Source organism: Vibrio sp. OPT18, assembly GCF_015163615.1.
GTDB classification, from domain to species: Bacteria; Pseudomonadota; Gammaproteobacteria; order Enterobacterales; family Vibrionaceae; genus Vibrio; species Vibrio coralliirubri.
Map to the genome: position 1 here is coordinate 112,322 of NZ_JADDYK010000075.1, position 18,677 is coordinate 130,998.

Sequence of the window (18,677 nt, forward strand, 5' to 3'; positions counted from 1 at the left end):
AGTGAGCGTGAAAAATATGTCAATAACATAACTTTCACTTATGAGGGGGTAGATTGGATTCAGATTAAAAAATAGAAGAACGTATTATGTCTGAACTTCATATTAGCCGACCTAAAGTCTCCACATCACGGATCAATCCTGCCGTTTCACTATCGATCATTGTGCCGTTTTACGATGAACAAGAGGTGTTAGAAGAGTTTCATTCTCGCTTAACCAAGGTGCTGGATAGCTTACCCATCACCAGTGAAATTGTTTATGTCGATGATGGTAGCAAAGATAACAGCTTGGATTTGGTGAGTTCATTCACTTCAATCAATAGCTCAATTTCTGTGATCGGTTTAAGCCGTAACTTTGGTAAAGAGTCCGCGATGAGTGCTGGCCTCGAGCACTGCCGGGGACAAGCGGTGATCTTGCTCGATGCCGATCTGCAAGATCCACCCGAGCTGATTCCTCAAATGATTGCCAAATGGCGCGAAGGTTATGACGTGGTCAATATGCAGCGTAGCCAACGTGATGGTGAAACGTGGTTTAAGAAGTTTTCAGCAGCAAGCTTTTACAAAGTCATGAACGTGGCAGCGAAGATCGATGTTCCAGAAAATGTGGGTGATTTCCGACTGTTAAGCCGAGAGGTTGTCGACCATATCAACCAACTGCCTGAACGTAACCGTTACATGAAAGGCATCTTTTCATGGCCAGGTTTTAGACAAGCAACGATTCAGTTTAAGCGCGATGCTCGCTTCTGTGGCGAGACCAAGTGGAACTACCTCAAGTTAATCGGATTGGCGATGGATGGCATCACATCATTCTCTATCCGCCCACTGCGTATTGCGACGGCCGTTGGTGGGTTAGTGGCGCTTACTGCTTTCGTGTATGGCGTCTTCATCGTGTTCAAAACCATGATGTTTGGTGAGCCTATTACGGGCTACCCATCCATGATGGTGGTTCAACTTGCCCTTGGCGGCATTCAACTTCTGAGTATTGGTTTAATGGGGGAGTACATAGGTCGTATCTTCATCGAAACCAAGAACCGTCCTTTGTATCTGATCCAATCGGTGGTTGATACCCCTGCATTGAAAACACATTTTAAATTAGAGGAGTCAGCATGAGCCTGAACCGAACGCACCTATGGTATTTGTTGGCTTTTGCATTGGTTCTAAGGCTTTTATCTCTGGCGACATACCCTTTAATGGATACCACGGAAGCGCGCTACGGTGAAATGGCTCGCTTGATGGTAGAAACCGGCAATTGGTTAACCCCTCAATTTGATTACGGCATCCCTTTCTGGGGTAAACCACCGTTGTTCACATGGATGAGCGCAGCGGGGATTGAACTGTTTGGTTTGAGTGAGTTTGCTGTGCGTGCGCCACACTGGTTAGCCGGTTTCGCGACGATTCTGTTGGTTGCGTACATGGCCAAGCGTACCGGACAAAGTGCCTTGGTGGCGGCTGTGGTATTGGCGACATGTGGGATTTTCTCTATCGCGGCGGGTGCTGTGATGACCGACATGGCGTTAACGTTAGCGATGACCATTGCCATGTTAGGTTTCTACCTATGTTGGTTAGAAGGAGAGGGTTCGAAGGGAGAAGGTAGTTCGCAGACTAATCGATCTTGGGGTTATGTTGGTTTCATTGGTTTAGCACTAGGCTTGCTGGCAAAAGGGCCGGTAGCGATTGTGATTATGGGTATCGCTGTTTTCCCTTGGTTAGTATTGCAACATGGCTTCTTTGGCGCTTTCAAAGTGCTATGGCAACGCTTTCCACTGTTGTCTGGCTTAGGTGTGATGCTGGCGATTGCTTTGCCTTGGTACATCATGGCTGAAATGGCAACACCGGGCTTTATCGATTACTTTATTGTTGGCGAGCACTTTAAGCGTTTTGTTGTGAGTGGCTGGGAGGGCGATTTATACGGTTCTGCCCATGACCAAGCAAGAGGCATGATCTGGCTGTTTTGGCTTCAAGCGGCTGCGCCGTGGTCGATTGTGTTGCCTATTTTGACTTTCGCCCGTCGTAAGAAAATCGCAGAAGTTAACGCTGAACATAATGGGTTATTTTCATTCCTTGTGTGTTGGTTAGTCTCTCCTCTAATTCTTTTCACTATGGCGGGTAATATTCTTCCAGCTTACGTCCTACCGGGTATTCCAGCCCTTGGCTTGCTGGTGGCGATGCTTGTGGTAGAAAAAGATAAGAAGTGGTTTTCGAGTGTGGCTTTGGTGCTACCTGTGCTGTTAATGATTGCGATGGTCTACTTGAATTTAGGTAAAGCGAACGAGAAAAGTGACCGTATTATCTTTGAACAGATTACGGATGAAGCGCCGAGCTTTTATGTCGGTAAACGACCATTCTCTGGGCAATTTTACAGTCATGGACAAGCGAAAAAGTTACTCGATGTTGAACAGTTAGATGGTATCGACAAGTTCTATCTGATTGGTAAAAGAGCGGAAGTGGAAACCAAGATTAAAGACAACGCGTTGACCTGTATTTTAGAACCGACGGTGAAGATCAAGCGCGCTCTATTTAGTTGTCATAGCCAAAACATCAAACCAAATCTATCGTTGAGCCATATTCGAAGTGATGGCGATGTTCAATTTTAACTCGTCATCGAGACTGTTTAGCCACAAGTTCGACGCGCTAAACCAAAAACTACAACCTCACCATAAGATGATTAAGTTCGCTATGGTGGGGGCGGGTGGGTTTGTTGTCGATTGTGCCGTGTTTGCATTGCTGCATTACGTTATTGGACTGCCGTTGATGAGTGCTCGAATTGGTTCTTTCATCGTAGCTGCAACGACAACTTGGTTTGGAAATCGAGTGCTGACCTTTGAATTCAAAGGTCAGGGGAGTTGGTACGAAAAGCTGATTCAGTGGCAAAAGTTCATGTTCTCTGCATCGATATCGGCGATACCTAATTTGCTGTGCTTTAAGCTGATGACGGAGTTACTTCCTAATTTTACTGGGGCTGTGTTTATCGCAATGGCGGTAGGCATCTTGGTGGGAATGGTCAGTAATTATCTACTTAGTCAGTATTGGGTGTTTGCTCGTTAAGCTCCCTAGTAGCAGACACAAAAAAGCGCAGCTAAATAGCTGCGCTTTGTATTTTTATGATAACCAAGTAAATGGGGTCGCTATATTAACGCTGTGTTGCGCGCTGGCGATTCTTTCCGTTACCTGCAGGTTTACCACCTTGACCATTACCGGCTTTGTTGCGGTTTCCGCCACCATTGCCTTGTGATTGACCACCAGGGCCTTTTTTAATGAAGCCAGTTGCTGGTTTACGAGCGTTGCCATTACCGCCACCGTTTTGCTTTCCGCTACCTTGGTTAGCATTGCCTTGGTTACCGTTACCGTTACCAGTCGGCTTCTTGCCACCCGGTTTCTTACCAGAGTGGTTACGTGGGCTTTCGCCACCAAGACCTGGCTGAGATTTACTGTGCTTAGTCGCAAAGCGCTGTGAACCGTGACGACCAGATTTACGACGTTGTGCAGGTGTTTGCGCATCAAAATCTTCTGCTGGTACTAGGCAGTTTGCTTTGTCACCAATTAGGTGTTGTTTACCCATGCTGATCAGTGCTTCACGGATGATTTTCCAGTTTTCAGGATCGTGGTAACGAAGCAGTGCTTTATGCAGACGACGTTGACGATCACCTTTCGGTACAGGAACATCTTCACGCTTTTTATATTTCACGCGTTTCAGAGGGTTGGTCTCTGAGTAGTACATCGACGTTGCATTACACATTGGCGATGGGTAGAAGTTCTGTACTTGGTCACACTCGTAGTTGTGCTTTTTCAGCCACATTGCAAGGTTAAGCATGTCTTCATCTTCTGTGCCCGGGTGAGCAGAGATGAAGTAAGGAATTAGGTACTGTTTTTTACCGGCTTCAGCGCTGTACTTCTCGAACATCTCTTTGAAACGGTCGTAAGTGCCCATGCCCGGCTTCATCATCAGGTCCAGTGGGCCTTTTTCAGTATGCTCTGGAGCAATCTTCAAGTAACCACCCACGTGGTGAGTCACAAGCTCACGAACGTATTCTGGAGATTCAATCGCTAAGTCGTAACGTACACCAGAAGCGATCATGATCTTCTTAACGCCCGGTACTTTTCTCGCAGAGCGGTACAGGTCGATAGTGTGTTGATGGTCTGTGTTTAGCTTTTCACAGATTTTCGGGAACACACATGATGGACGACGACAGTTAATTTCAGCTTTTGGGTCTGAACAACCTAAACGGTACATGTTCGCCGTTGGGCCGCCCAAGTCAGAAATAGTACCTGTGAAGCCCGGTACTTTATCTTTAATGTCTTCGATCTCATCCAAGATAGATTCTTTCGAACGGTTCTGAATGATACGACCTTCGTGCTCTGTGATTGAACAGAAAGAACAACCACCAAAACAACCACGCATGATGTTAACCGAGGTTTTGATCATGTCGTATGCAGGGATTTTCGCTTTGCCATACATAGGGTGCGGAACACGCTTGTAAGCAAGGCCAAATACGTAGTCCATCTCTTCTGTGGTCAATGGAATTGGCGCTTGGTTAACCCAAAGCTCGCGATCACCGTGACGTTGAATCAGAGCACGACCTGAGTACGGGTTTGTCTCGAGGTGCAGAATACGGCTAGCGTGAGCGTAAAGAATACGGTCATTGTTTAGCTTTTCGTAGCCTGGGATACGAACCGCTGTAGTTTTTGCATCGTGACGAGAAGGGCGAATAGTAATAGGTTGCGCTTTTACTTCTTCTTTTTCGTCTTTCTTGGTATCACACTGGGTTTCAACTTCGTACGGGTTAACCGGAACATACGCTTTGTTCGGCTTTTCGATACGAGAAGAGTCAATGATCTTGAAGCCTTCAGGGGCCGCAGGAAGATTGATAGCAGTACCGCGGATATTGGTCAGCGTAGACATGTCTTCACCATCGGCAATGCGGTGTGCTACTTCAACCAGTGCACGCTCAGCGTTACCAAAAAGAAGAATGTCAGCTTTTGCATCAAACAATACAGAGCGACGAACCTTATCTGACCAGTAATCGTAATGAGCCACACGACGCAAGCTCGCTTCAATACCACCAAGCACGATTGGCGTGCCTTTGTAAGCTTCACGACAACGTTGAGAATAAACCAGAGTTGCACGATCAGGACGCTTGCCACCTTCATTGTTTGGGGTGTAAGCATCATCGTGACGTAATTTGCGATCAGAGGTGTAGCGGTTGATCATGGAGTCCATGTTACCCGCTGTGATGCCGAAGAATAGGTTAGGTTTACCTAGCTTCATGAAGGCGTCTTTATTGTCCCACTTTGGTTGAGCAATAATGCCCACGCGGAAACCTTGAGCTTCAAGCAGACGGCCGATGATAGCCATACCAAAGCTCGGGTGATCGACATACGCGTCACCAGTTACAATAATAATGTCACAGCTATCCCATCCAAGAGCATCCATCTCCTTTCTACTGGTAGGCAAAAAGGGTGCAGTTCCGTAGCACTCGGCCCAGTATTTTTTGTGTTCGTGAATAGGAGTGATATCGCTGTACATATTTCAACCTCTGATTTTTGAGGCGGGAATTATAGCGGCATGAGCCTAGACTAGCCAGTAGAACATGCCCCTGTTAGTTCTGGTGTCTTTCGTCTTTTTACGGTAAATGGCGACAAAAGAGCCATACAACAGCATAGTTGAAGCCTTGAATAACGTCGCTAATTTGTGATTTTGATTAGTGTTCGCAGCAGTTTTTGATATTATTCGCGAAAATAAGTCTGAAGAAGTAGATCCACAATGGTCGAAACATTATTAGTACAATTTGCTCCGATGCTTTTAGGAGCCCAACTGATCTTAACCCTTATCTTGGTGAAAGGGGATATTTGTCCAGGGCAGCGTGGCCGTATCCACAAGATGTTACCTGCGATTGGCGTGCTGTGGCTTGCCGTCGCTTCAGTAAAAATTGAAGCCTTTCTGGTCGTGTTTGCGACCTTTTATTTCTATTCTCAAGTCCAAACCAAGAAGACACGCGATTCTGGCCCTATTTGGGTGATGTACTTAGCTTGTGGTTTGGCATTGTCTTACGTGGCTATTCAAGCGACTGAACAAGCAACCACTGTCGGTATTATCACTACTGTATTACTAGTGGCTCTGTTAGGCTCAGCGTTTGGTCATTTGCTACTGACGATTGCAAGAACGCGCTTGCAGGCGTTTCACCGAGTTCTGCCCGTTGTTGGTGTGCTGACGGGGATGTTGGTGGTTTTGGCGACAGTCGTGAGTGTTTATTCTCTGTCTGAAGCTCAACTAGAGCCTGTGATTTCAACGCTACTGTTCAGCTTTGCTTTGCTAATCTCAGCTATCGTGGTGTGGTGTTGGCATTTACTGTTTGTTAAACCCCCGGAAAAGCTGCAACTGACGATTTCGTTACTGATGTTATTGGCGGCGGCTGTGGGTTTAACGCCTGTTTGGACGCTTTAATCGCGTACTTTCATTAATTACGTACGCTCATTAATCACGTATTCTATTTAAGAAGTGTGATCAGTTTTTTAGCATGGCGTTGGTAAGCGTTCTAAACTTAATTCTAGTCGGTGTGTTCGTAAGGAGTACGAGATGGATTTAAGCAACGTCAAAGGTTTCGATAGCATTATCTTGCTGGGAATCGTGAATGAAAAACTTCGCCTAGAGTGCGATAGCTTTGAAGAGCTGATCAGTATGTATGAAATGGATATAGAAAGTGTCGTGGGCAAGCTCGATATGCTTGGCTATCAATATGACCCATTGACTAACCAGTTTAAGTCTTATCCAAGATAGTCTATTTTCGCGAATCAACAGATATCGAAAATTATCGGTACTGAAACTAAAAAGTCACAGGTTATCTGTGACTTTTTTTGTTTCTGGCGTTTGCCTATCCGATGTAACACAGGCTTAAGCTAGCCCAATAATGAACCTCTTAAACGACCTCAATGCCATCTAAGTGACTCTTACTTTGCTGTCTTGCTGTGCTAAAGAAAGCCTGCAGGTAACGTTTATCTTTTTCTGAGTTTCTTACTGCGGCAAACAGTCTTCTTGAAAGCCCTTTACCTAGTGGTTTACTGGCTATCAAACCTTGTCTTGAGAACTCACTGATCGCCCAGTTGGGTAATGCTGCGACACCTAAACCTGCCGATACCATTTGCACCAACATCAAGGTGTTGTCTGCTTGCTTCCATTTCTTTGGTTCAACGCCAGCAGGTTGCAAAAAGTGTTTCACGACGTCTAAACGCTGTTTTTGAACAGGATAGGAGAGCATGGTGAGATCGCTAAGATCTTGCGGATCAATGCTCGCTTTATCAGCTAAAGGCGAATTGATCGCGGTGATAAGACGCATCTCAAAATCGAAAAGCGGTTCGTAATGAACTTCAGAGCGAGGTTGTATATCTGATGTGATCACCAAGTCGAGTTCACCTGCCATTAGTGCGGGCAGGGGTTCAAAACCAAACCCTGACGAGAAATCTAGGGTCACGCTTGGCCAAGCAACTTGATATTCCTTCAAAGCAGGCATTAGCCATTGGAAGCATGAGTGACACTCAATCGCCATGTGCAATCGACCATTCACATCCTCTTTCAGACTCGCCAACTCATTCTCTGCTTTAGCGATTCTCGGTTGTATCTCATCCGCGAGCTTAAGCAAGATCTCACCCTCTGAGGTGAACTTCACTGGCCTAGTTTTACGCAGGAAAAGCTGACCACCAATACGTGCCTCTAGGTCTTTCAATTGATGAGAAAGTGCCGACTGAGTCAGGTGAAGAGAGGTTGCAGTTGCTGTCAGTGAGCCGCTGTCTCTTAAGGTCGTTAATGTTCGAAGGTGTTTAAGCTCTATCATGAGTATTCCTCATATTCCCTAAGCCAATTCAATATTTCTTAATAATCACCCTACGGGGTTTTTTGTCATTTGTAAACGTCTAGATGTCCAGATGGATTTGGTTTGTTCATCTTAGTTCCGTTCAAGATGAATATTTTTAATAAACAAGATGAATATTTGGACGTTGTTCATCGTTCAGATTAGGTGGATATTTTAGCCATCCAGACGCCTTTTTGTGAAAGTAAAAACCATGACAGGCAGTCTGAACAGATACTAATAATTATTGAATAAGGAACAGGCTCATGACTACAACAACGCATATTCTTGGCTACCCACGTATCGGCGAAAAACGCGAACTTAAATTCACACTTGAGAAGTACTGGCGCGGTGAGATTGGTCAATCTGAGCTCAAGCAGATCGGCAGTGAATTGAGAAATCGTAACTGGAACGTACAAGCCGACGCGAACCTAAGCTTTGCAACTGCGGGTGACTTCGCATGGTACGACCATGTTCTAACAACGACATTACTTCTAGGTCATGTACCTAAGCGACACGCTGGTGGTAGTGAAGACGAAAAAGCCTTCCCAGACTTAGATACCTTGTTCCGCGTTGGTCGCGGTCAATCTCAAACACAATCCACTTGTTGTGGCGGTAAACACGGCTCTGAAAGCGCTAAAGATGGTGCAGCAGCATCAGATATGACTAAGTGGTTCAACACTAACTATCACTACATTGTTCCTGAGTTCAGCAAAGACGATTCGTTTGAGGTGAGCTGGCCACAACTGTTCGATGAAGTGAGTGAAGCGATTAAAGCGGGGCATAAAGTGAAGCCAGTTCTTCTCGGCCCACTGTCTTACTTATATCTCGGCAAAGAAGTGGAAGAGGGCTTTGACCGTTTAACCTTGCTTCCACGTTTGCTTACAGCGTACCAAGCGATTCTGGCAAAACTGGCCAAGTTGGGTGTTGAGTGGGTTCAAATCGATGAACCTATCCTTTCTCTGGAGCTTGAAACTAAGTGGGCTGATTCATTCAAATTGGCTTATCAAGTGATTCAAGGCGATGTGAAGCTACTCCTTACTACGTACTTTGATTCTGTGACTGATACGTTAGACAAAATTGTAGAACTGCCCGTCAACGGCTTGCACATCGACTTGGTTGCCGCACCGAAGCAACTCGATGAAGTGGTGAATAAGCTACCTGAAGATTGGGTGCTTTCTGTGGGTGCAATCAATGGACGCAATGTTTGGCGAGCTGACTTAGCCGCGCAGCTTGAGTTGCTGCAACCTGTGAAAGACAAGCTAGGCGATAAACTTTGGGTCGCAAGTTCATGTTCACTGCTACATAGCCCGGTTGACCTTGAGTTAGAAGAGACGCTTAGTGAAGAAGTGAAGAGTTGGTTTGCCTTTGCAAAACAGAAAGTGACAGAGGTGAGCTTATTGGGTGCGGCGTTAGACGGCGACCAAAATGCCATTTTAGCGTGTGAGACTTACAGCCAACCGATTGTTGCTCGCAAGAGCGCGACTCATGTGAACAAGCCGCAAGTTCAAGCTCGTCTTAGCACGATTACCAAAGCGCTAGCAGAGCGCACTGCTCCATACGCAGAACGTGCCGCGCATCAGTCGGAGGTGTTGGGTTTACCGTTACTGCCAACTACAACCATTGGTTCGTTCCCACAGACAGGCGAGATCCGTGTTCAACGTAGCGCTTACCGCACTGGTAAAATGAGTGAAGCGGAATACACAACCGCATTGAAGGGCCATATTGCGGATGCTGTTAGGCGCCAAGAAGCTTTAGATTTGGATGTACTTGTTCATGGTGAAGCCGAGCGTAACGATATGGTGGAGTACTTTGCAGAAAACCTAGCAGGCTTTCAAACCACTAAGTTTGGTTGGGTACAAAGCTATGGCTCACGCTGCGTGAAACCGGCGATTGTGGTCGCGGATATTGAACGAGAAAAACCAATGACGGTGGAATGGTCGACCTATGCCCAATCTCTGACCTCGAAACAGATGAAAGGAATGCTGACAGGCCCTGTAACTATCTTATGTTGGACATTCCCACGTGAAGACATCTCACGTAAAGAGATCACTAATCAACTGGCATTTGCGCTGCGAGATGAAGTGTCTGATTTGCAAGACGCCGGCATCAACATTATCCAAATCGATGAACCAGCGATTCGTGAAGGTTTGCCACTGAAAAAGCGCGACCACGCAGAATACCTAGAGTGGGCGGTCGATGCCTTTAAGATCTCAGCGGCAAGTGCTAAACCAGAAACTCAGATTCATACCCACATGTGTTACAGCGAGTTCAACGAGATCATTGATTCAGTGGCCGCGCTAGATGCCGATGTGATTACCATTGAGACTTCTCGCTCGAACATGGAACTGCTGAAAGCGTTTGAAGAGTTCAACTACCCGAATGCGATTGGACCTGGCGTTTACGACATTCACTCACCAAACATTCCTTCAGAAGAGTGGATTGTTGATTTACTTAAGAAAGCGGCAGAGAAAATTCCAGCGGAACGTTTGTGGGCAAACCCTGATTGCGGGCTGAAGACGCGTAATTGGGCAGAGACGGAAGCGGCGCTGACTAACTTAGTTTCGGCAACTAAAGCACTGCGTAAAGAGTGGGAATCAGCGGAGGCATAATTCAGTCTAGGATTTTGATTGCTTCATAAAACAAAGGCCTCGCAAATGCGAGGCCTTCTGGTTTTATACTTGTTCGATCGAATCTAGCTGCTGCTCTGACACGTCTCTTTGCTGATCAACTTCTCAACCATCAGTTGTCCGCGAGTGTTGCGAATCTTGATGTTGTAAGCCAAGCCCATATCGAGGTTTGCTCTCACTTCAGAGTTGGTGCAGTAGCTATTCACACTCATGTCTACAACTTGGTTTAAAGGCTTAGCACCTTTTGCATCTTGGTTGTAGATCATCATGATTTCGATAACCGTGTTTTTTGCTAGCACGCGCATGACCGACAGTGGACCATATTCAATCGGCAGGCCTGCAGATAAAACGCCAGCTCGGTGCTGCGCCATCATCTCTAGCTGTCTTTGTTCGTCTTGCTCACTTGAAGCACAGCCTGCAAGCAGAGCTAAAGCCAGTGAGCCAATAATCCATTTTTTCACGTTAAAATACTTTCTTGAATGGTTTTACAATCACATTTTGGTAAACGCCAGCATCAATGTACGGGTCAGCGTCTGCCCATGCTTGAGCGTCTTCCAAAGAGTTAAATTCGGCAATTACAGTTGAACCTGTGAATCCCGCTTCGCCAGGGTTGTCTGAATCAATAGCTGGCATTGGGCCTGCTGTTAACAGTCGGCCTTCATCGTGAAGTGTTTGTAGGCGTTCTAGATGTTGTGGGCGAACACTTAGGCGTTTTTCTAATGAATTTTCGACGTCTTGAGAAAAAATCACGTACCACATATTGAGATATCCTTATTTTACTTCACTAAATTTGGGGCGTTTAAATTCGCTATCTTGCTAATTTACGCGAACTAATTGGTATTGGAAGGGCTAATGATAAGAAATTGTGAATTGGTGCGAGAGAGTTGTATGGTCGTTAGGGCGTGTTGACCTTTCGTGGTTAAATTTTGTTCGGATGGGGACGCCTAGTCAAAAGCGTTTTAATCGCGGCGAGGGGGAAGTCGCCTAGTCATTCTAAGCAAATCTCCCTCAACAAAGAGTAAAACGCTTTTAGCCGAACCCTTCGGGCAGCGTTTGCTGGTCATTTCTACTACGTTATCGGCTTCTCATGTAGGCTAGCTACACATCGACGCCTCTGCCTTGTATAAATACCCAGCAACTCGCTGCAAAAATCAGCTCGAAAGATCAATACGCCCTAGTAATTTCATTTATAAAAACTAAAGACCATCGAATCCACACGCTTAATAAAAGGTGTTATTTATTGATTGGGCGAGGTTTACCACTTTCATCAACCGCAACGTAGTTGAATGTCGCGCCACATACCTTGTAGCGGTCACCAATACCGTGGTCAAGTACAGGCTTAACCCATACTTCTAGGTCGATATTCATCGAGCTGCGACCAATCTTAGTGCAGTCACCATAAACGCACACAACATCACCCACAGAAACCGGTTGTTTGAACTCGATACTCGATACTGAAACCGTGACTATCTTGCCGTTAGAGATCTCTTTTGCCAATATGCCGCCAGCAAGGTCAAGCTGAGACATTATCCAACCACCGAAAATCTGGCCCGCTGCATTTGTATCAGAAGGCATCGCTAATGTGCGAAGAAGTAAAGAACCAATCGGGTTCAAAGTTGATTGAATAGTCATTGTCGTACTCTTAATGGTATTGATTGTTTTATATAAAAATAGATGTGTTTACGAGACTCGCGGTGGTCGAATTTTTAACGTCTTCACCGAACACAAATAATCAGTGGCCAATGATCACGAGTATCATTGGCCAATCGCATATTGATAATAATTGTATCAAATAGGGTATGAGGACTCATCCCTAAGGGCTATTTCTCGTCGGTATTATTATCCGTTAACTCTTTTTGCTGGTCTTTTGGTAGATGCTTATAGATGTATACACCCGTAAGTAAAGTGAAGAGCAAGGTAGCGATGAGCAAACCAAACACTTTGAAGTTAACCCAAACATCCAACGGTAGGCTGAAAGCAACGTAAACGTTGAGAACGGCACATAGAGTAAAGAATAGAGTCCATGCCCAGTTGATCTTGCCCCATACCGAATCAGGCAGTGTGATCTCTTTGCCTAACATACCCTTAATCGCTGATTTGCCCATGATGTGACTGACCGTCAGACCAATCGCAAACAGTGCGTAAACGATGGTGACTTTCCATTTAATGAAGTTGTCGTCGTGCAAGAATATGGTCATGCCGCCAAATACGGCAACCATCAGAAAGGTGATGATCTGCATTTTTTCAACTTTCTTGTAGATGACGTACGTCAAAATAATTTGAACTGCAGAGGCAACGATCAAAGCACCGGTCGCGGTATAGATGTCGTACATCTTATAAAGCGCAAAGAAAATAATGAGAGGAATGAAATCAAGAATTTGTTTCATGAGACACTGACTATCCAGTTAGTTGAGTTGCTGACAGTCTAACGAAAACTGTCTCGATGCTAAATAGCCCGAGACAATTGGGTGCCAATTAATTCAATCTAACCACTCATCGTGTTTAAAGAGTTTAAGCAGGTTATCGCATTGACGAGGTTTGATAGCGAGGTATTAGCTTCTTGATGTCTTCAAGGTAACCTTCGCTTTTCAAGCTGTCTAATGTGTTTTCGAGTTCTTGTTCGCTCATGGCAAAACATGTCGATTTACCGGTCGTTAAGTCGAGATACTCGTGATATTCACGTTCTGTGAAGTGGCCAATTCTGTCCATTAATAGGGTTTTAATTCCATGGTGAATCAAGCCGTAATACGTATGTCTTTGTAAGGTCATAGCCTATCCTCCGTGACAAGCTGCAGTTCAAATGATGCAACCTGCTGTATATTGGTTGGGTTATCTATGACAAAGCAATTCGAATGCCATTTTTTCCAATTGAACAGAACAAATTCCCGACCAAATAGAATTGAATTTCTTTTCAATTAGTTAAAGGAACGTACGTTCTATTCTCTAAACACCAATACGGAGCTGACGAAAAATAGTTTTATTTTGAGAATGATAAAATTCTCATTATGACGATCTACTGAAGCTTTAAGGCTCCTGAATTGGCAATTTGATAACCGTTAATCGACTAGCCAATCGACTAAGGTTGATAGCGAGGCATTCTGACGGTTCTTGGGTTGTAATAGGAAGTATCCATTTCCCGAAAACACACTGCCTTCACTCACTTTCACCAATCTGCCCAAATCAATATCTTGCTTAGCAAGCGTGATGTCACCGATTGCAATACCAAACCCTTGAATGGCGGCGTTCATCGCTTGATCGAGTGTTGCGAATTGTTGGTTGTTCTTGCTTGAAAGGTCGTGGCTGCCTATGTGTTCTAACCAAAGTCGCCAATCACTCTGCTCATTGTTGGCGTGTAGCCAAGTGTATTGGGCAAGCTTGTGTGGCTTGATGATGGTCGACGCGTCACTTACAAGATGGCTTTGCGTAATACTTTGCGCTTGGCAAACGGGCGCTAGCTGCTCGTTAAACAATAATTGGCTGATAATCGATTGTTGGTTTGGCTTCTTACCATAGGTAATTACGGCGTCAAACGGATCAAAGCTTGGTTCGAAGACGTGCTTGATGGTCGACGTGAGTTCGACATCAATTTCAGGATAGGCTTGCTGAAAAGACATCAACTTAGGTAGTAGCCAAGAGGTAATACAGCTCGGTGCGTTGAGTTTGATCTTGGAGGGAGAGCTAGCCACTTGATTTAGAGCCGATTGCAGCTGATGAATCGTTCCTTGTATAAGAGGAACCAGTTCTTCTCCTTTCGGCGTTAAAGACAACCCGCGAGCATGGCGGTAGAAGAGATCACAGCCAAGGCTTTCTTCAAACGACAATACCTGACGACTCACTGCACCTTGCGTAACATTGAGCTCATGTGCCGCGCGTGTAAAGTTGAGATGCCTTGCCGTAGACAAAAACGCGAGCAAGGTTTTGGTTGAAGGAAGTGTACGATTCATATTATTACCTATGACTTTTTATCATGGCTATTATGTGATTATTTCGATTCATTTATCAATAGTGTTCTGTTTGAATATAAATACTTACTCATCATTAGTGATTCAATATGTGTATAAATCACATTTTTTGAATATGAAGGCAATGATGAAGACATTGTGATTTTGTGAAAGGGATAGCTTCTTGACATCTTTTATTGATAGCTTAGTGCCTCAGGCTGTAAAAAAATTAATACCTTATCAATCGGCAAGAAGAATTGGTGGTGATGGACGTGTCTGGCTAAATGCTAATGAATTGGAAAGCTCGCTGTTTCTCGGAGAAGCAAGCCACAACCGATACCCAGACTTCTTACCACAAGATATTGCTAAGGCTTACCAAGATTACTGTGGCACTGATGCTGCGACTGTCGCTGTTCGTGGTGCAGATGAAGCGATCGATTTGCTGATCAGAACATTCTGTAAACCGGCGTGCGACAACATACTTATCTGCTCTCCAACGTATGCGATGTATGAGTTTTGCGCTGATGCATTGGCGATTAATACCTTGGACTCTCCATTACAGGAAGACTTTAGTCTTAATGTTGCTGATATTGTGAATAAGGCAGAGCTGGCGAATATCGTGTTTCTTTGCTCACCAAACAATCCAACGGGCAATGTGATTCCTAAATCGGATTTGATTCAGGTACTGGAAGGCACGATTGGGAAGTCGCTAGTGGTCGTCGATGAAGCGTATATCGAATTTGAACCACAAACGTCAGCCGTTAGCCTTATCGAGCGTTATCCACATTTGGTTGTGATTAGAACCTTGTCTAAGGCATTTGGATTGGCTGCGGTTCGTTGTGGTTTTATCTTAGCGAGTCAAAATGTGATGCAGTATGTTGCGAAGCTGATTCCACCTTATCCGATGCCAGATTGCTCATCTCAAATTGTATTAGACGCGTTGTCTGATGAGCGAGTCTCAGTGATGCAAGACGCGACGCAGAATCTGGTTGAGCTGCGTAACTGGTTTGCTTGTGAGTTAACGCAGTTTGATTTCATCGAGTCTGTTTACCCTTCATCTACAAACTTCATTTTGCTGCGTCAAAAAGCTGGGCACCAAGTGTTCAGTGTCTTGGCGAAGGATGGCATTGTGACAAGGAACCAAAACCATGAACCTGCTTTGCGTAACTGTGTTCGAATCAGTATTGGTAGCCAAGAGAGCATGCTAGAAGTGATAACGTCACTAACACGTTACCAAACCGAATTAGAACAGAGTCAACAAGGCAAACAAATTCAACAAGTTCAACATAAAGAAACTCAATCTCAACTCGATAAAGATCATATCTAGGATGGCAATGATGAAAAAGATAATACTAGGACTCGCTTGTGCGGCCGCTTTACTTGGTACAACGGTACAGGCGAAAGAAATCCGTTTGGCGTCGGACTTTACGTATCCGCCATTCAACTATAAAAACAGCGACGGTGTGCCTGTCGGGTTTGATATTGAGATAGCTGATGCCTTGTGTGAGCAAGCTAAACTCGATTGTACTTGGGTTTCACAAAGCTGGGACTCGCTAATTCCAAGCTTATTGGCAAGAAAGTCAGATGTGATCATGGCGTCGATGCGTATCACCGAAGAGCGTAAGCGTAAGATCTTGTTTACTGATAAGTACTACCAAACTCCAGCCGTATTTGTTGCAGCCAAAAGCGCGGAGTTCAGCGTCGATGAGGCAGGCTTAGCAGGCAAAACCATCGGTGTTCAGCAAGGTACGATTCACGATCGCTACGTAACCGACAAGTTTGGCAGTGTTGCTAACATTAAGCGTTACACAGGGCAAGATGAAGTGTATCTGGATCTGCAAAACGGTCGTCTAGATCTAACCTTCGGCAACTCAGATCAACTGTCATTGGCTTTCTTAGATAAGAAAGAAGGCGAGGGTTTTGAATTCAAAGGCAAAGCAGTTACCGACAAAGCCTACATCGGTGAGGGTACGGCGTTAGCACTAAGAAAGCAGGATTCAAAATTGGCGAAACAATTCAATGCCGCGATTGAAGAGATCAGAGCAAACGGTACTTACGACAAGATCGCTGCTAAGTACTTTACGTTTGATATCTATGGCGCTGATTTGTAATTCGTCTAACGCCTAAAAATTAGAACACCAAAAACAAAAATCCGAGGGCTGTAAGGCGCTCGGATTTTTGTTACAAATAATTCATCCTCTCAAGCTTCTCTCTATTGCCTTTATCTATTTTTGTTGCCTGAATCCAGCCGAAAACCTTGCCTTCATCACCTCACAAAGCACTGTTCACGACTCGCGTGTTCGAACGAGAAGAACTTCTTTGTCGTGCTCCATAACTGAATTTAATGTCTTAAAATAACATGAATATATCGATGATTTTTTGCTAAGAGATTGTTCTTAAAGCAGTTGAAAGTAATCGAACTTCCCACAAAATACAAAGTAGGGGTGCTTAATGGTCCAATTAGTCCCAAATATGATTGATATCACAATCAATTAGGTTCTCAGGCCAATAGATAAACCTTAGTTCACAAAATGTACACATAGTATTGTAATACAAAATTCATGAGGGTAAGAATGTTGTAATGAAACGTTACTGCTATGAGCGATGTGCAATAGAACGTTAGATTTCAAACTTAGCTATAGCGTTGCATATAAAAACTGTACCTCTTACAAAATGGATTCTGGAGAAGAACATGAAAAAACACCTACTGACGATTGCAGCGGCTTCAATTCTTATGGCATTTGGCGCTCAAGCAAAAACTTTGACGTTAGGGCATGCAATGTCATTAGAAAGCGCAGCTCACCAAGGCATGGTGATCATGGCTGATAAAGTAAAAGAAAAATCGAATGGTGACCTTACGATTAAGATCTTTCCAAACGGTCAATTAGGCTCTGAACGTGACCAAGCGGAGCAAGTTGTTACTGGCGCGATTGATATGGCCAAAATCAATGGTGGGTTAGCCGAATCTTTTGAACCAACGTTTAAGGTTAATGCACTGCCTTTCTTATTCCGTGACGTTCCACATATGAGAACCTTCATGCGAAGTGAAGCTGCACAAGAGATGTTGCTTTCAAGTGAAGGTAAAGGCTTCATCGGTCTTACGTTTTATGACTCAGGTACACGTAGCTTCTACGCTAAGAAAGCCATCAACTCACCAGCAGATCTAGCTGGCATGAAAGTTCGAGTTCCTGGCTCTCCAACCATGATGGAAATGGTTAACCTACTTGGTGGTAAAGCAACGCCTGTACCTTTCAATGAGGTATACACGGCATTGCAACAAGGTGTAATTGATGGTGCTGAGAATAATATTTCTAGCTTAGTTGAAATGAAACACAGCGAAGTTGCCAAATTTTACTCTATGGACCAGCACATGATGACACCTGACGTGATCATCATTTCAGAATACAAATGGGGTTCATTAACGGCTAACGAGCAAAAAATCTTAAAAGAAGCAGCAGCAGAGTCTCTTGAAGAGCAGATCAAAATCTGGGACGCAACTGATGACATGAACAAAGAGAAAGGAATGAAAGCAGGCGTAACGTTTGTTGAAGTTGATAAAGCCCCGTTCCGTGCCGCTGTTAAACCTATGATTGATGAAGCGAAAAAAGACCCTAAATTAGCTTCATTCATTGAAAAAATTGAAGTTCTTTAATCAGTCTTAGTGAAAATATAATTTTGCCTTGGCTTTGCTAAGGCAAAATTTTTTGAGGTATCACACCATGTTAGCAACTTTCAGAAACCTACTTGATAGGTTGATTCTTTTTGTCTCTTCTTTTGCATTAATGTTACTTGTCGTTACTGTCACTTGGCAGGTTTTTAGTCGCTATGTTTTGAATGACCCAAGTAACTGGACTGATGAACTTGCTCGTTATGCGATGGTATGGCTTGGATTATTAGGAGCAAGCTACTTATTCGGTATCAAAGGGCACTTAGCAATAACATTATTGGATGGTTATCTTAAGGGTAAAGCGCACATAGCATTACATCTACTCATCAATGTGATTTCTGGCGCATTTGTATTTCTGGCAATGCTTCAAGGTGGCATCGCCTTAATGGGAAGAACCACACAACAACTCTCTCCAGCACTGCAATTACCGATGTCGACGGTGTATTCAATATTGCCGATTTCAGCCGTTATCATCCTCATCTATTTGGTCATGAATACGTTTGATCTTTTTTGTGAACCCAACAAAAAGTAAGTTTTAAAAGGACTCTATATTATGGATTTGTCCATTGGTGTTTGGCTGCTAGGCCTATTCTTATTCATGA

18 protein-coding genes are annotated in these 18,677 nt (G+C 44.4%); 10 read left to right on the top strand and 8 right to left on the bottom strand.

The genetic code is table 11. The features are described 5' to 3' along the window. The first annotated feature begins 86 nt into the window (after positions 1-86). The 3 genes from IQQ51_RS19980 to IQQ51_RS19990 are packed head-to-tail and all read left to right on the top strand — an operon-like array spanning position 87 to position 3,041. A complete protein-coding gene (locus tag IQQ51_RS19980) occupies positions 87-1,106 on the top strand; it encodes a glycosyltransferase family 2 protein (RefSeq protein ID WP_050634924.1) in 1,020 nt (339 codons plus the stop codon). Continuing rightward, on the top strand, positions 1,103-2,590 hold the full coding sequence (locus tag IQQ51_RS19985; protein WP_193841916.1) for an ArnT family glycosyltransferase: 1,488 nt from the start codon (positions 1,103-1,105) through the stop codon (positions 2,588-2,590). Before IQQ51_RS19980 ends, IQQ51_RS19985 begins: the two co-directional genes overlap by 4 nt. Next, positions 2,577-3,041, top strand: coding sequence for a GtrA family protein (locus tag IQQ51_RS19990; protein ID WP_193841917.1), 465 nt, complete (start codon positions 2,577-2,579; stop codon positions 3,039-3,041). Before IQQ51_RS19985 ends, IQQ51_RS19990 begins: the two co-directional genes overlap by 14 nt. Positions 3,042-3,126: 85 nt before the next feature. Here IQQ51_RS19990 and IQQ51_RS19995 read toward each other — a convergent pair whose 3' ends face one another. Continuing rightward, positions 3,127-5,520 (bottom strand): YgiQ family radical SAM protein, encoded by a 2,394-nt coding sequence (locus tag IQQ51_RS19995; RefSeq protein WP_193841918.1) that lies wholly within the window; start codon positions 5,518-5,520, stop codon positions 3,127-3,129. A 237-nt stretch (positions 5,521-5,757) separates the two neighbouring features. On the opposite strand from IQQ51_RS19995, the gene IQQ51_RS20000 reads away from it, so the two are divergent. Together IQQ51_RS20000 and IQQ51_RS20005 are read left to right on the top strand one after the other, a co-directional pair. Then, positions 5,758-6,438 carry a hypothetical protein gene (locus IQQ51_RS20000; protein ID WP_193841919.1) on the top strand — a complete coding sequence of 227 codons (681 nt, stop codon included), beginning with the start codon at positions 5,758-5,760 and terminating at the stop codon, positions 6,436-6,438. 132 nt (positions 6,439-6,570) lie between these two features. Then, positions 6,571-6,771 carry a DUF4250 domain-containing protein gene (locus IQQ51_RS20005; RefSeq protein WP_004736508.1) on the top strand — a complete coding sequence of 67 codons (201 nt, stop codon included), beginning with the start codon at positions 6,571-6,573 and terminating at the stop codon, positions 6,769-6,771. 139 nt (positions 6,772-6,910) lie between these two features. Here IQQ51_RS20005 and IQQ51_RS20010 read toward each other — a convergent pair whose 3' ends face one another. Then, positions 6,911-7,822 (bottom strand): LysR substrate-binding domain-containing protein, encoded by a 912-nt coding sequence (locus IQQ51_RS20010; protein ID WP_050621806.1) that lies wholly within the window; start codon positions 7,820-7,822, stop codon positions 6,911-6,913. Positions 7,823-8,103: 281 nt separating this feature from the next. On the opposite strand from IQQ51_RS20010, the gene metE reads away from it, so the two are divergent. After that, positions 8,104-10,449 carry a 5-methyltetrahydropteroyltriglutamate--homocysteine S-methyltransferase gene (metE, locus tag IQQ51_RS20015; RefSeq protein WP_193841920.1) on the top strand — a complete coding sequence of 782 codons (2,346 nt, stop codon included), beginning with the start codon at positions 8,104-8,106 and terminating at the stop codon, positions 10,447-10,449. A gap of 83 nt (positions 10,450-10,532) precedes the next feature. On the opposite strand, the gene IQQ51_RS20020 is transcribed toward metE, so the two are convergent. From IQQ51_RS20020 to IQQ51_RS20045, 6 genes are all read right to left on the bottom strand, one after another. Then, positions 10,533-10,928: a GspS/AspS pilotin family protein gene (locus tag IQQ51_RS20020; protein WP_017062026.1), complete on the bottom strand. Its 396-nt coding sequence runs from the start codon at positions 10,926-10,928 to the stop codon at positions 10,533-10,535. Between the two features lies 1 nt (position 10,929). Next, positions 10,930-11,226 carry a YciI family protein gene (locus IQQ51_RS20025; RefSeq protein ID WP_004741234.1) on the bottom strand — a complete coding sequence of 99 codons (297 nt, stop codon included), beginning with the start codon at positions 11,224-11,226 and terminating at the stop codon, positions 10,930-10,932. A gap of 474 nt (positions 11,227-11,700) precedes the next feature. Next, positions 11,701-12,099 (bottom strand): acyl-CoA thioester hydrolase YciA, encoded by a 399-nt coding sequence (gene yciA / locus IQQ51_RS20030; RefSeq protein WP_017061510.1) that lies wholly within the window; start codon positions 12,097-12,099, stop codon positions 11,701-11,703. Positions 12,100-12,287: 188 nt separating this feature from the next. Beyond that, positions 12,288-12,854 (bottom strand): septation protein A, encoded by a 567-nt coding sequence (locus IQQ51_RS20035; protein WP_193841921.1) that lies wholly within the window; start codon positions 12,852-12,854, stop codon positions 12,288-12,290. 133 nt (positions 12,855-12,987) lie between these two features. Then, a complete protein-coding gene (locus IQQ51_RS20040; protein ID WP_017069991.1) occupies positions 12,988-13,236 on the bottom strand; it encodes a hypothetical protein in 249 nt (82 codons plus the stop codon). A gap of 287 nt (positions 13,237-13,523) precedes the next feature. After that, positions 13,524-14,411, bottom strand: coding sequence for a LysR substrate-binding domain-containing protein (locus tag IQQ51_RS20045; protein WP_059020654.1), 888 nt, complete (start codon positions 14,409-14,411; stop codon positions 13,524-13,526). Positions 14,412-14,592: 181 nt separating this feature from the next. On the opposite strand from IQQ51_RS20045, the gene hisC reads away from it, so the two are divergent. From hisC to IQQ51_RS20065, 4 genes are all read left to right on the top strand, one after another. Continuing rightward, positions 14,593-15,735 (top strand): histidinol-phosphate transaminase, encoded by a 1,143-nt coding sequence (hisC, locus tag IQQ51_RS20050; protein ID WP_050635136.1) that lies wholly within the window; start codon positions 14,593-14,595, stop codon positions 15,733-15,735. Between the two features lie 10 nt (positions 15,736-15,745). After that, positions 15,746-16,519 (top strand): ABC transporter substrate-binding protein, encoded by a 774-nt coding sequence (locus IQQ51_RS20055; RefSeq protein ID WP_029235360.1) that lies wholly within the window; start codon positions 15,746-15,748, stop codon positions 16,517-16,519. A gap of 581 nt (positions 16,520-17,100) precedes the next feature. Continuing rightward, on the top strand, positions 17,101-18,060 hold the full coding sequence (locus IQQ51_RS20060; protein WP_050654376.1) for a TRAP transporter substrate-binding protein: 960 nt from the start codon (positions 17,101-17,103) through the stop codon (positions 18,058-18,060). Positions 18,061-18,127: 67 nt separating this feature from the next. Beyond that, entirely contained in the window at positions 18,128-18,607 is a 480-nt protein-coding gene (locus IQQ51_RS20065) for a TRAP transporter small permease (RefSeq protein WP_048613908.1), read from the top strand. The last annotated feature ends 70 nt before the right edge of the window (positions 18,608-18,677 follow it).